The following is a 13,536-nucleotide window of genomic DNA, read 5'->3' as shown; positions in this document are numbered from 1 at the left end:
TGCTCGTTAATCGTTGCTGGCGTAAAGAGTGACAGGCTAGTCTTTGAGTGCTTTGTAGCGCTCTGCTAATTCAGCACGGATTGCACGGCGTTCTTGAGCGTTAGCAAAGCGCCTGACATCATCTTCGGTGCGCGGCGATAGTTTCGGTACTTCGACTGTTTTGCCGTGCTCGTCTACAGCCACCATGGTAAAAAAGCAGCTATTGGTGTGTCTAACCATCTTCTCACGAATATTTTCTGTAATAACCTTGATGCCCACTTCAAGTGATGTGCGCCCAGTGTAGTTGACAGAAGCGAGAAAGGTCACCAGTTCGCCGACATGAATGGGCTGGCGAAACGTCACTTGATCGACTGATAGGGTGACAACGTAACTGCCGGCATAGCGGCTGGCGCAGGCATAAGCAACTTCATCAAGGTATTTAAGGAGGGCGCCACCATGTACATTGCCAGAGAAGTTGGCGTTATCTGGTGTCATTAAAACAGTCATGGTGAGTGTTGATGATCCGGGTTCCATAGTGCTCTCTTATTATTGACGCGCCTAGCGTGTGCGCTTTAAAAAAGCAATTGTACCTTACTCTTAGTAGGTTTAGCTTTCTAGCCATACCTCACGAGCCCAGTGCCAGACACTTTCCCAGGTTTCATCTAGCATTTCTTGTGTGTCTGCATCCCATAGGAACACTTCGCCTTCTTCGTTGACTGCATAATAAAGCGGTGCGTCATAACAGACCGGCACCAAGTGCCGTGGCAAGCCAAGATCCCAGGCTGTGGCGGTGACCTCAGGTAAAAAAGTATGCGAGTGGGGGTCGCTAGCGGTAACAGGCTCAAGGCGACCATAGACAACATCGCTGACGGTCAATAGAAATTCACGCAGGGCAAAGGGTAAGTGAATCAATATTTGCTCTTGGATTTCCACCAGAGTTTCTTCATCAGGTAACTCTAAGGCAACCGGAACCGGCTCATTACGCTCACGTAATTCATCAATGACTTCTTCCACGATCTTTACTCTTGGTCTTGCAGGGCAGTATTAAATGCATGAAGCGGCGCTGTGAGGCGTCCGCTTCTGGTTTGCTGTTAAGGGGCTTAAGCGTTTTGGCGAATGCCAGCGATTAACCAAGGCTGGTCATCACCGCTGCGACGCTCCATGCGCCAGCTTTCACTGAAGGCTTCACCCTGATCAAAGCGTGAGGTTTTTGCTACGCCAAAGAAGGTTAGGGTAGCAATGGTGACATCGTTTTCTTGGTCAACGCCATCGAGCTGTACGCTCAGATCATCAATGTAGGTCGACTGTAAGCCATCACCCAAACTGCTGCGCTCATTGGTTAAGAAGGTGAGCATTTCGGGCGTGACAAATTCAGCGATTTGCTCCATTTCATTGGCATCCCAATGCTGTTGCAGGGAATTGAAGTGCACTTCTGCGGCTTGTAAAAAGCTGGCTTCATTAAACCATGCTGGCGCATTGATCACTGGCTTTAGCGTGGTCGCTGCTGCGCTGCTACCGAAGATGTCTTGTGCTGGGCTATGCGTTTCACGCTGCATGGCGGGGCCGCCCGCGGTCGCTGCTTGCGGCATTTGACGGCGACGGCTAGCGATCAATTTAAAGATGACAAAACCAATCAGGCCAAAAATCAATATGTCCATAAATTGTAAGCCTTCAAAGGCGCCGCCCATAAACATTGAAGCGAGCAGACCGCCGGCAGCAAGGCCCATTAACATGCCGCCTATACCTGGCTTAGCACCTGCTGCACCTTGCTTGTTAGGTGCTTGTTTAGCAGCAGGTTTTTGCTGTTGCTGCTGTGTTTGGCGATGTTTCATCGAGCCAAATGACTTGCCACCACCAAAGCGGCGTGCATCAGCATCAAGGCTGAAGGTTAAGCCTAGGCACAGGGCTAAGGCGATACTGAGAAAACGTTGCATAAAAAGACCTTTTTGTTGTCAGGTTAAGTTAATCAGTCGACACTGGCGCATTATGCGCGTGCCGGTTTGAATCGAGTGATGACGCCTGTTTAGAGTCAGTCGCAACAATTAGTCGCGCCAGTTATACAGCTCTTTTTCCGAAATTTCATGCATTTGCGTGACTTGTTTTTGGAACGCTTGAATAGAGTCCCAAATGCGTTGATTAAGCTCGCTTGTATTGGCTAGATCATTGAGCACCTGCGCTGATTCGTCTTGCATGGCTTGCAGTACGTCATCAGGGAAGCGGCGCAGCTGTACGTCAGCATCCTTGAGCTCAGCTAAGGCGCGGGCATTGTTCCAAGTAAAGTCATCCAGCATATCGGCATTGCCAGCACGAATAGCCTCGGTGACGATCGCTTGTAAGTCGCTTGGTAAGCTATCCCATGCGGCTTGGTTGATAATCATCTCCAGCACAGCTTGTGGTTCTTGCCAGCCAGGGTAGTAATAGTATTTCGCGGCTTTGTGTAAACCAAAAGCGAGGTCGTTATAGGGGCTTACCCAGTCTGAGGCATCAATGGTGTTGGTTTGCAGAGCAGTAAACACTTCGCTGCCGGGTAAATTAACCGTTGTCGCCCCTAAGCGATTGAGTACTTCGCCGCCGAGGCCGGGCATACGGATTTTTAAGCCTTTTAAATCATCGACGCTGTGAATTTCTTTATTAAACCAGCCGCCCATTTGCATGCCTGAATTGCCAATCGCGAAAGGTTTAACGCCAAACGGACGGTAGGCCTCTTCCCAGAGCTGCAAGCCATCACCTTTGTGCAGCCAAGCATTCATTTCAATGGCTGATAAACCAAAAGGAACTGAGGTGAAAAACTGTGCGGTATCGGTTTTACCTTTCCAGTAATAGGCGGCGCCATGACCCATTTCGGCGGTGCTACGCGAAACGGCATCAAAGACTTCCATTGGTGGTACCAATTCACCGCCGGCGTAGACTTTAATGGTTAAGCGACCGTTACTCATGCTATTGATGCGTTCTGCCAGGCGCTCGGCCGAGGTGCCTAGGGCCGGATAGTTTTTCGGCCATGCAGTGACCATTTTCCAGTTGAAGGTTTCTGGCGCGCTTACAGTTGCGCTAACAGCTGAGTTATTCGATTCTTCATTGCAACCCAGTAGAGCAAAACACGCCGTTATAATGGCGGCAAAAGTAAGGCTATGGCGACGCTTCATACAAGCTCCTCGTCAGTGTAAGTAGATATTATTATCATTATAGTGGCTGAAGTTTAGCGTAAGTGACCATTAGCCATTTGATACCATCGTTGGCAAAGTTAACTTGCACCCGTGCTTGTGCCCCTGCGCCTTCGAAATTCAAGATAACGCCCTCACCAAACACCGCATGCTGTACGAGCTGACCCAGTTTAAACTCTGTTTGCGGCACGTCAGCACCGCTAAACATGCTGCTTGACTGCGTTTGCTGAGTACTTTGATAGGGGCGGCTGACGCTATTGTTCATGCGCACTTCTTGCAACAGATCAGCAGGAATTTCGCGAACAAAACGTGAGACTTTATTGTAGGTTTCTGAGCCGTATAGACGCCGCGTTTCTGCGCAGGTTAAATACAGCTGCTGCATGGCGCGGGTTATGCCGACATAGGCTAAACGCCGCTCTTCCTCAAGACGACCGGGTTCTTCGAGGCTCATTTTGTGTGGAAATAAGCCTTCTTCCATACCGACCATAAACACAATCGGAAATTCTAAGCCTTTGGCGCTGTGCAAGGTCATAAGCTGCACTGCTTCAGTAAACTCATCGGCTTGGTTATCACCGGCTTCCAGTACCGCATGATCTAAAAAAGCCACTAAAGGCGGCAGGTCATCGTCGATCTCAGCGTCTTGTGCGTTCACGCCTTCATCCTGTTTAAAAGTGCGCGCTGCGTTGACCAACTCCTCAAGGTTTTCCACTCGGGCTTGGCCTTTCTCGCCTTTTTCTTCTTTGTGATAAGTGAGTAAGCCCGACTGTTCAATGACAATTTGCGTCATCGCATGCAGTTCACAATCCAGAGTACGTGTTTCCAACTCGGCAATTAGATCCATAAAACCTTGCAGTGCATTACTGGCGCGTCCGGCTAAGGCTTTTTGTGCAACGAGCAGGTGCATGGCGGCCCACAGTGATAAATCATGTTCGCGTGCGGCTTGACGCACGCTTTCGATGGTTTTTTCACCGATGCCACGAGTGGGCACATTTATCACGCGTTCAATTGCACCGTCATCATGGCGGCTGCGTAATAAGCGCAGATAGGCGAGGGCGTTTTTAATTTCTAGACGTTCAAAGAAGCGCTGGCCGCCATAAATACGATAAGGCACAGCTGCACGCAGTAGGGCTTCTTCTAAGACCCGCGATTGCGCGTTGGAGCGGTATAAAATGGCAATTTCACTGCGGCTGATATCACCTTTACGCAATGACTGCTCAATGCATTCGACAACATAACGTGCTTCATCGTATTCATTGTACGCACTGTATAAATTAATCGGCTCGCCGTGCTCACCATCGGTCCATAGCTCTTTACCGAGACGGCCTTGGTTGTTATCAATCAGGGCGTTGGCGGCTTTGAGGATGGTGGCGGTGGAACGGTAGTTTTGTTCGAGACTGATGCTTTGCGTGTTAACGAAATCATTGGCGAACTGCTGGATATTTTCGATTTTCGCGCCGCGCCAGCCATAGATGGATTGGTCGTCATCACCGACCACCATTAAGCTTTTGCCGCCTTGCGCGAGCAGGCGTAACCAAGCGTATTGTACGGCGTTGGTGTCTTGAAACTCGTCGACCAGCACATGCTGAAAACGTTGTTGATAATGCTGTAACAAACCTGGATTGTCGCGCCATAGATCCAGGGCACGCAGCAGTAACTCAGCAAAATCAATGGCGCCAGCGCGTGCGCAAGCCGCCTCATACGCGGTATAAATTTGCAGCATAGTGGCTAAAAATAAATCACCACCGGCTTGAATGTGCTGCGGACGTAAGCCTTCATCTTTTTGCCCGTTGATGAACCACTGTGCTTGGCGTACCGGCCAGCGTTGCTCATCCAGTTGCAGTTCGCGCATCACGCGCTTGAGTAGGCGCTGCTGATCATCGCCATCGAGGATGCTAAAGCCTTCAGCGAGGCCCGCTTCTTGCCAGTGCGCGCGTAATAAGCGGTGGGCCAGGCCGTGGAAAGTGCCGACCCACATGCCGGCAGGATTGCTGCCCAGCAATTCCTCAATACGTAGGCGCATTTCCGCAGCCGCTTTATTGGTAAAAGTGACCGATAAAATGCTGTGCGGTGAGACGCCTTCGACTTGAATAAGCCAAGCAATACGGTGCACTAATACACGTGTTTTTCCTGAACCGGCGCCGGCTAGGACACGTTGCTGACCAATGGGCGCAGCCACAGCTTCACGCTGAGCTTCGTTGAGGGCGTTTAATAAGTGTGAGATATCATCATGCATCAGAGCATTCTAGTGGGCGCGCTGAGTAAGGGCAAACACAAAGCGCGTTATGATTTAATTGTTTTTCGCAGGTGAAATTAACGGCTGGCCTATGAGTGATCATCTCTGAATAGCAATTTTCAAATCTGGGCTTGTGAACTGTGCCTCAATACGCTTATGGTTAGCTGTTATAGGGGGCCATCTTAGGGGCATTTGTCTTGGATAGTTAACCGCCAACTCATGTCGATACAGGTTAAGAATAGCTAAGCATGCGAAGTCATAATTAAAAATGTTAACGCCAGTAAATGAGAGCACAGTACATAGCAGTGAGCTGCAGCCCGTTTTGTGGGGGCTCGGTACTGACAGTGTTCAGGCCATGTTTCGTAACTCACATGCACCTACTGTGTTAATGCTGCTGTGTGCGATTGCTTGCGTATGGCTTGTCCGCGATACGCCCCAGACTGCGCTGCTGATCGTCTGGGCAGTTACTGCGCTGGTATTGACGGCGTTACGCTTGATTTCTGCCGGTTTATTTGAACGCGCGAGCGGCGCTCAGCAGGCTTTGCCTATTTGGCGCTATATGTTATTGGCCTGCGCCTGTTGTTCAGGTTTTTTGCTGTCATTTTTTGCAATTATATTTATACCTGCAGAGGCATTTACCCAGCAGTTGGTCTTGCTCGGTTTGCTGTCTTTAGTTGCTGCATCGACTAGCATCGGCTTTGCGGTCAGTTTTTTACTGTTTGCGTGTTATGCCGCTTTTGGTTTTTTACCCATTGCTTGGGTGTACTTAACTGCAAATTCAGATGTGCTACAAAACTTGGGATTGTTGGTGCTGATATGGCTGGCAGCGGTCACAGTTGTCGTTATCCAGGTCAACCGGTTGATTTATCGGGCATCGCAGCAGCGTATTAAAAATCAACATTTAATCCACACTTTGCAGCTGGCACAGCAACAGACGGATGCTTTAAATACCGAGCTTTCTCAAGAGGTTGCTGCTAAGCATGTTGCTGAGCAGCAATTATTAGCTGAACAGGCAGGCTTAGAGCAGCGAGTCAATGAGCGCACTCGTGAACTAAAAGCAGCGCTACAGGCGTTAGAAAAAAGCCAAGAACGTTTAGAGCTTGCGCTAGATGCCAGCGAACTAGCGCTCTGGGATTGGAATCTGGTCACTGACGAAATTCACCATACACGCACTAAAAGCATTTTTGGCTTAGAAAATGAGCAAATCTATGAGGTGTTAAGTGATCTGCGGCCTTTGCTGCATCCTGATGATTTACCGACGTTACGCCATGCCATGATTGAGCATATGAAGCAGCGTAGCGATGGCTATGTTGTAGAGTACCGTGTCAAGCATGCTGAGGGGCATTGGGTGTGGATTGTCGATCGTGGGCGTGCAGTTGAGCGTGATAGTGATGGTCGGGTGCTGCGTATGTTAGGGACACGCCGTGATATTTCATCACGTAAGCAGCATGAGGAAGAATTGCGCTTAGCTGCGACTGTATTTGATGCCAGCACCGAAAGTATTGTTATTTTAGACCCGCAATACAAAGTTTTATCGGTGAATAAAGCCTATACCGAGGTGACAGGCTTTAGCCGTGATGATGTGGTTGGCCGCCTGACCCCCTTGGATACCCTGCCTGATAAAGTGCGGCGCCAGTATGCTCTGATTCGCGCAGGTCTTGAGCAGCATGGCCATTGGCAAGGCGAGTCTTTTGATGTGCGTAAAAATGGTGAGCTGTATCCGCAATGGTTACAAATCCATTTAGTGCGCAATAAAGAAGGCCAGCCTACTCATATTGTCGGGTTTTTTACTGATTTAACCACGCGTCGGCAAGCGGAAGAACGTTTACAATATCTAACCCAATATGATGAGCTGACCGAGCTAGCTAACCGCACTTTGTTTCATCAACGCCTACAGCTTGCGGTCGAGCAGGTGCGGCAAACAGAGCGCTGTATAGCGTTAATGCATATCGATCTGGATCGCTTTAAAATCTTAAATGATAGCCTTGGCGTCGAAGTGGCTGACCAAGTGCTGCGCAAGGTCAGTCGTCGCTTAATCCAGCTCTTGCCTGATGCACATACCTTGGCACGCTTGGGTGGTAATGAGTTTGCCATTGTTTTAGATGACTGTTTATCAATGCCGAGTCTGGGGCGTTTAGCCGCCTCTGTGTTGTCACATATTCAACTGCCGATGGAGGTGGCGGGTAATGAGCTGATTATCAGTGCCTCCCTTGGTATCAGTGTGTTGCCCGATAGTGCACGCGAATCGTCAGCGCTGATTAGTCAAGCTCATATCGCAATGCAACATGCCAAACACCTCGGTGGTGATAACTATCAGTTTTACAATAATCAACTGCAGGTGGGAACCTTAGAGCGTTTACAGCTTGAACAACAATTGCGGCGCGCTATCGAAGAAGGACAGCTGCAAGCGTACTACCAGCCGAAGCTGAGACTAGCCGACGGCGTTGTACGCTGTGCTGAAGCATTGGTGCGCTGGAACCATCCGCAACGTGGCTTGGTATCTCCTGGAGAGTTTATTCCGCTAGCAGAAGAGACTGGCTTAATAGGGGCTATAAGTGAGTTGATGTTGTATCAGGCGTGTGCGCAAGCACAACAATGGTTGCAGCAAGGCATGCCAATTCGTGTGTCTGTCAATTTATCAGTGGGTCATGTTCGTCAAGGCAACTTGGTTGCTTTGGTACGCAATGTTTTAGAAAAAACTGGCTTGCCTGCTTATCTGTTAGAGCTTGAGCTCACTGAAAGCCAGATGTTAGAAAATGCAGAAAATATTATCGTCACCTTTAGCCAATTGCGTGAGCTGGGTGTGCAGCTTGCCATTGATGATTTTGGTACGGGTTACTCGTCATTGAGTTATCTCAAACGTTTCCCGGCCAATAGCGTAAAAATCGATCAAAGCTTTATTCGAGACGTAGCTGAGAACGTTGAAGATGCAGCGATTACTCGTGCCATTATTGCCATGGCCCATGGTTTGAATTTGCAGGTAATAGCCGAAGGTGTGGAAACACAAGCGCAAATGGATTTCTTAGAAGACAACTTGTGTGATGAGATTCAGGGCTATCTAATTTGCCGCCCTGTTCCTGCTGAGCAGTTTACCGAGTTTCTACTGGCGCGTGAGCACGTACAGCTGAGCCTTAATTAATATTGCAATCAAGACTCAGCGCAGTGTATTAAGCGCCGCGGGTATTCCCGCTGGTGAGGTTACGCATCACCAGTGCGTGTTCTAAGTTGACGTTTTCCGGGACTGGTAGAAACAGCACATGGCCATCACCTGGAGCGACATCACGAGCCTTGCCTTTTTGGTCTTCAAGATGCTTCAGGTCAAAAGTGAGGTTGCCTTGCGGTGTCATCAACTCGATTGAATCACCTAGCGCAAAACGGTTTTTCACGATGACCTCAGCCAAATCACCACGACGTTCACCAGTCATTTCGCCAACAAACTGCTGACGGTCAGAGATTGAGTAACCGTACTCGTAGTTTTGGTATTCATCATGCACGTGGCGACGTAAGAAACCTTCGGTGTAACCACGGTGCGCAAGCGATTCCAGGGTATCCATTAACGACTTATCAAACGGGCGACCAGCAACCGCATCATCAATGGCTTTGCGGTAAACCTGAGCAGTGCGCGCAACATAGTAGTGCGACTTGGTGCGGCCTTCGATTTTCAAAGAGTGCAAGCCCATCTGCACCATGCGCTCGACATGCTGGACGGCACGTAAATCTTTGGAGTTCATGATGTAGGTGCCGTGCTCATCTTCGTAGGCGGACATATATTCACCTGGACGTCCCGCTTCTTCCAGCAGGAATACTTCTTTGGTGGGTGCACCGACGCCGAGGATGGGTTCGGCTTGCTGCATCAGCGCTGGGTCTGCATGTTGCACGGCCGCTATTGGCTCGTACTTATGCACGATATCGCCCAGTTCGTTTTCTTTGGCTTCGTGGGTTTTGTATTCCCAGCGGCAGGCGTTGGTGCAAGTGCCTTGGTTGGGGTCACGCTTGTTGATATAACCCGACAGCAGGCAGCGACCAGAGTAGGCCATGCATAAAGCACCATGGACAAAAACTTCCAGCTCCATTTCAGGCACTTCGTGGCGAATCTGTTCGATTTCGTCCAGTGACAATTCACGGGATAAAATCGCCCGAGTTAAACCTTGCTTATGCCAAAATTTCACACTGGCATAGTTCACCGCGTTAGCTTGTACTGACAAATGAATGTTCATCTGCGGGAAATGCTCACGCACCATCATAATCAAGCCCGGGTCAGACATGATCAGCGCATCAGGTCCCATCGCCACCACAGGCTCTAAATCTTTAAGAAAGGTTTTCAGTTTGGCGTTGTGCGGTGAAATATTTACTACCACATAAAACTGCTTGCCTTGGGCATGGGCTTCGTTAATGCCCAGCGCTAAATTGGCGTGGTTAAATTCGTTATTACGCACGCGCAAGCTGTAGCGTGGCTGGCCGGCATAGACTGCATCGGCGCCATAGGCAAAGGCGTAACGCATATTTTTTAGTGTGCCAGCAGGTGACAACAGCTCGGGACGAAAGGGGGTCGACATAGTAAAACTCAAGAAAATGCAAATAATTAACTATTCTACCAGCCATTAACTGGTCAGCGTAGTGCTGCCGGCAATTAATAACCAAGTAAAAAAGTGGGACTTATAAAACGGTTGTTTATCTGCTTAAACCACACTGCCTGCTGCGTGTCCGCTGGCCCATGCCCACTGGAAGTTAAAGCCGCCTAAGTGGCCGCTGACATCCAAGACTTCACCAATAAAGTACAGGTTGGCTTGTTTGTGCGATTGCATGGTTTTCGAGGAGACGTCTTGAGTGTCGACCCCACCCAAGGTGACTTCCGCGGTGCGATAGCCTTCGGTGCCAGAGGGTGTCAGCTGCCAGTTATTTAGTTTTTCACCGATTGCGTTGAGCTGTTTGCTGTTGTATTGCTTGAGTGGCGTATTGCTAAACCAGTGCTCGCACAATAATTGCGCCATCTTGCGGGTAAAGCATTCGCTGAGCACGGTTTTCAACTCAAGATTAGGATGCTGCGCTTGCTGTTCCAGCAGCCATGCGCTGGCATCGCGATCGCTGAGCAAATCAATAGTAATGCTGTCGCCAGGCTGCCAGTAAGATGAAATCTGTAAAATCACTGGACCACTAAGGCCGCGATGGGTGAACAACAGATCTTCTTTGAAGCTTTGGTTGTTACAGTGCACCACGCAGTCATCAATGGATGTACCAGATAATGCGCTGCAGAATTCTTTGAGTTGTGGGTCAGTGATGGTGAAGGGCACTAAGCCGGCGCGGGTTGGCAGAATCCTATGGCCAAACTGTTCAGCGACTTGATAGCCAAAGCCTGTTGCGCCAAGGGTGGGAATTGATAAGCCGCCGCTGGCAATCACTAAGGACTTACAACGTAATGTTTGTTTATTGCACTGCAGAGTAAAACCGTCGGCTTGAGCTTGGATATTACTGACTGGGGTGTTGAGCTGAATGCTTGCGCCGGCATCCGCGCATTCTTTCAACAGCATTTCGAGAATATCGCTGGCTTTGTTATCGCAAAAGAGTTGCCCGAGTTTTTTCTCGTGATAGGCAATCTGGTGGCGCTGTACCATCTCAAGGAAATCCCACTGGGTGTAACGCGCCAGTGCAGATTTACAAAAGTGTGGATTGCTAGAGAGAAAGTTATCCGGTTCAGTGTACATATTGGTGAAGTTGCAGCGGCCACCACCAGACATGAGAATTTTCTTACCTGCTTTATTGGCATGATCAATCACTAATACTTTACGACCACGTTGCGCAGCAGTTAACGCGCACATTAATCCGGCAGCACCGGCGCCAATAATTATGACATCCACAGATTGCATAGCCTGATACCTAAAAAATCAAAGGCTAAGTTTAACGGCTTTCTGCACAGAGTAGGCTGTAAATATTTGGGTTTGGCCTTGCAGAAGACTAGTTATGTTTAACTTTAATTCCGGCAGGCAGTGTTTTGAGCTGCGTTGAGCTAGGCTTTTAAGGGTTATGTTTTTAGAAGACTGGCACAGCATACCTATGATCAATGAGTACCCTGCGGGTGACGTGGCAAGCGAAGCCATGGATGGCGCAGCGCCCGAATCGGGTCGGGAAGACCCGTTGAGGGAAGAACGGCACTTGCAGGGTGCGGCATGCACAAATTATTCCTGCAGTTTTTATTGTAGCTGTGCTGGTCATTGCGTGGCATAGCGTACTTCGGAATTGGTGTTTATCCGTCGATGAACCCATCCAGGGTTCAACTCCGGCGCTTCGCCATCCTTGGCTCGCTTGTCACACCAACCCCGAAGTACTCGTTGATCAACGGCGCTGTCAGCATGCTTGATATAAGGCTCGTCTGTTTCAGCAGGCTTTTATATTTAACTGTGTAAAACAAACTGCCCAGTAAAACACGCACCATCTAAGCCATCGTGGGTCAAGATACGGCTGCTTAAACTGATCCGCGCTTTACCATGACGCTGATACATATTGAAGAAACGCGTCCAAATCGCATCCTCTGGTGCATCACAAATGACCTTAGCGTCAGCCAAAACCGGTAACGGATAATCGATTTGCCCTGCCTGTACAACGATATGTGTGGTATTTATACCTGCGTCGCGCAAACGCAAATGTAACCAGCCCCAGCAGGCTAACACCCCAGCGCAATACAAACTGCCACCAAACATAGAGTTTTGATGGTTGCGGTTTTCAGGCAGCGGAATATGCAGCTGCAAACGCTGGTTTTGCCATTCACGTACTTCAACTGCCATAGCTGATGTGAGCGGGATATCACTGGCAAAAACCTGTGCGAGGTGTTGGCAAGCTGTGCTACTGAGAGGGTTTGGCATTAAAAGTCCCCGTTGAATGCTATGAATAAAAGGCCAGAGATCAAGACAAGAATAACAGTTACACAATTGTTACCAAAATCGCGGAAAGCCTCGTACTTTGAGTGCGAGGATGGATAGCGAGGGCTGCGCAAGCTTCCCCTGAACAGCCCGTTAAAGTCTTTGCAGTGCGAGTGTGTACTGGTATTATATACAGCATGATGAAGCACACCAAAACATTAAAAGTTCGCATTCGAGATAAGCATGCGCCACTGCTAAACAGCATGGCTCGAAGTGTCAATTTCGTCTGGAACTTTGTCAATGAATTAAGCCAGCGCTCGATTAAAGAGCGTGGTGTGTTTTTGTCAGCCTATGATGTTCAGAAATATACCAATGGCGCAGGTAAGGACTTAGGGCTACACAGCCAAACAGTGCAACGTATTGCAGTTGAGTATACGACGCGCCGCAAGCAGTTTAAGAAGGCGCGGCTGAACTGGCGCAAATCAGGCGGTGTGCGCCGCTCACTGGGCTGGATTCCGGTTAATACGGCTGCGGCCCAATGGACAAATGGGCAGGTCTACCACAATGGCCACTACTTTAAAGTGTGGGACAGTTTTGGCTTGAGCCAATATACGTTTCGCTCTGCCAGCTTCAATGAAGATGCCCGTGGCCGCTGGTACTTCAATGTAGTTGTTGATGTGCAGGCCCAGATACCACAAGGCCAAGATCGTATCGGTATTGACCTCGGCTTAACCGACACCGCTACCTGTTCCGACGGTACAAAGCTGGAAGCGGGACGCTTCTATCGTGGGCTTGAGGAAAAGTTAGCCATAGCGCAACGGGCTAGGAACAAAACCCAAGTTAAAACTATTTACGCGAAAATCGCTAACCGTAGAAAAGACGCATTGCACAAGTTCAGCCGCAAGCTGGTCAACCGCTGCGGTGAAATCTATGTGGGCAATGTCAGTAGTTTAAAACTCGTTAAAACCACGATGGCCAAGTCAGTATTGGATGCTGGCTGGGGTCAATTAAAAACAATGCTGGACTATAAATGCGCTCACGCAGGCATTGTTTTTAAGGAAGTGAACGAGGCATACACCACCCAAACCTGTAGCTGTTGTGGCGCACTGCCCGATAGCAGGCCGAGAGGTATCGCAGGGCTTGGAATAAGAAAATGGACGTGCAGTGCGTGTGGTGTCAGGCACAGCGACCGCGATATAAACGCGGCACGTAACATTCTCGCGGTCGGGCATGGCCGTCTAGCTGTAGGAATCACCGCCTCTTTAGGGCGGTGAGGATGTCAATCGACGAAGCAATAGTGCATCTGACT

At 49.3% G+C, this 13,536-nt stretch carries 10 protein-coding genes; 2 read left to right on the top strand and 8 right to left on the bottom strand.

Annotation, left to right across the window (positions count from 1 at the left end):
• Positions 1-36: 36 nt before the first annotated feature.
• The 5 genes from FXF61_RS12890 to uvrD form a co-directional block, all read right to left on the bottom strand.
• A complete protein-coding gene (locus tag FXF61_RS12890; RefSeq protein ID WP_151185633.1) occupies positions 37-513 on the bottom strand; it encodes an acyl-CoA thioesterase in 477 nt (158 codons plus the stop codon).
• Between the two features lie 72 nt (positions 514-585).
• The gene (locus FXF61_RS12885; protein WP_151185632.1) at positions 586-993 is read right to left on the bottom strand and encodes an SMI1/KNR4 family protein; all 408 of its coding nucleotides are present in this window, start codon (positions 991-993) and stop codon (positions 586-588) included.
• Positions 994-1,079: 86 nt separating this feature from the next.
• Positions 1,080-1,913, bottom strand: coding sequence for a Tim44 domain-containing protein (locus FXF61_RS12880; RefSeq protein ID WP_151185631.1), 834 nt, complete (start codon positions 1,911-1,913; stop codon positions 1,080-1,082).
• A 108-nt stretch (positions 1,914-2,021) separates the two neighbouring features.
• On the bottom strand, positions 2,022-3,122 hold the full coding sequence (locus tag FXF61_RS12875; RefSeq protein ID WP_151185630.1) for a TRAP transporter substrate-binding protein: 1,101 nt from the start codon (positions 3,120-3,122) through the stop codon (positions 2,022-2,024).
• A gap of 37 nt (positions 3,123-3,159) precedes the next feature.
• Positions 3,160-5,373, bottom strand: a complete 2,214-nt coding sequence (gene uvrD / locus FXF61_RS12870; protein ID WP_151185629.1) for a DNA helicase II — start codon at positions 5,371-5,373, stop codon at positions 3,160-3,162.
• Between the two features lie 268 nt (positions 5,374-5,641).
• Here uvrD and FXF61_RS12865 point away from each other — a divergent pair, with 268 nt between their 5' ends.
• Positions 5,642-8,512 carry a bifunctional diguanylate cyclase/phosphodiesterase gene (locus tag FXF61_RS12865; RefSeq protein ID WP_151185628.1) on the top strand — a complete coding sequence of 957 codons (2,871 nt, stop codon included), beginning with the start codon at positions 5,642-5,644 and terminating at the stop codon, positions 8,510-8,512.
• A gap of 28 nt (positions 8,513-8,540) precedes the next feature.
• Here the strand turns inward: FXF61_RS12865 and yegQ are convergent, their stop codons facing one another.
• The 3 genes from yegQ to FXF61_RS12850 form a co-directional block, all read right to left on the bottom strand.
• Entirely contained in the window at positions 8,541-9,929 is a 1,389-nt protein-coding gene (yegQ, locus tag FXF61_RS12860) for a tRNA 5-hydroxyuridine modification protein YegQ (RefSeq protein ID WP_151185627.1), read from the bottom strand.
• A 123-nt stretch (positions 9,930-10,052) separates the two neighbouring features.
• The gene (locus FXF61_RS12855) at positions 10,053-11,237 is read right to left on the bottom strand and encodes an NAD(P)/FAD-dependent oxidoreductase (protein WP_151185626.1); all 1,185 of its coding nucleotides are present in this window, start codon (positions 11,235-11,237) and stop codon (positions 10,053-10,055) included.
• 525 nt (positions 11,238-11,762) lie between these two features.
• Positions 11,763-12,230 (bottom strand): YiiD C-terminal domain-containing protein, encoded by a 468-nt coding sequence (locus tag FXF61_RS12850; RefSeq protein WP_151185625.1) that lies wholly within the window; start codon positions 12,228-12,230, stop codon positions 11,763-11,765.
• A gap of 194 nt (positions 12,231-12,424) precedes the next feature.
• Here FXF61_RS12850 and FXF61_RS12845 point away from each other — a divergent pair, with 194 nt between their 5' ends.
• On the top strand, positions 12,425-13,501 hold the full coding sequence (locus tag FXF61_RS12845) for a transposase (RefSeq protein ID WP_256663429.1): 1,077 nt from the start codon (positions 12,425-12,427) through the stop codon (positions 13,499-13,501).
• Positions 13,502-13,536 lie beyond the last annotated feature (35 nt).

The organism is Pseudomonas sp. C27(2019) (assembly GCF_008807395.1).
In the GTDB taxonomy this organism is placed as follows: Bacteria; Pseudomonadota; Gammaproteobacteria; order Pseudomonadales; family Pseudomonadaceae; genus Denitrificimonas.
Note: the sequence above shows the minus strand (reverse complement) of the source record. Positions and strands in the feature narration are given on the sequence as shown.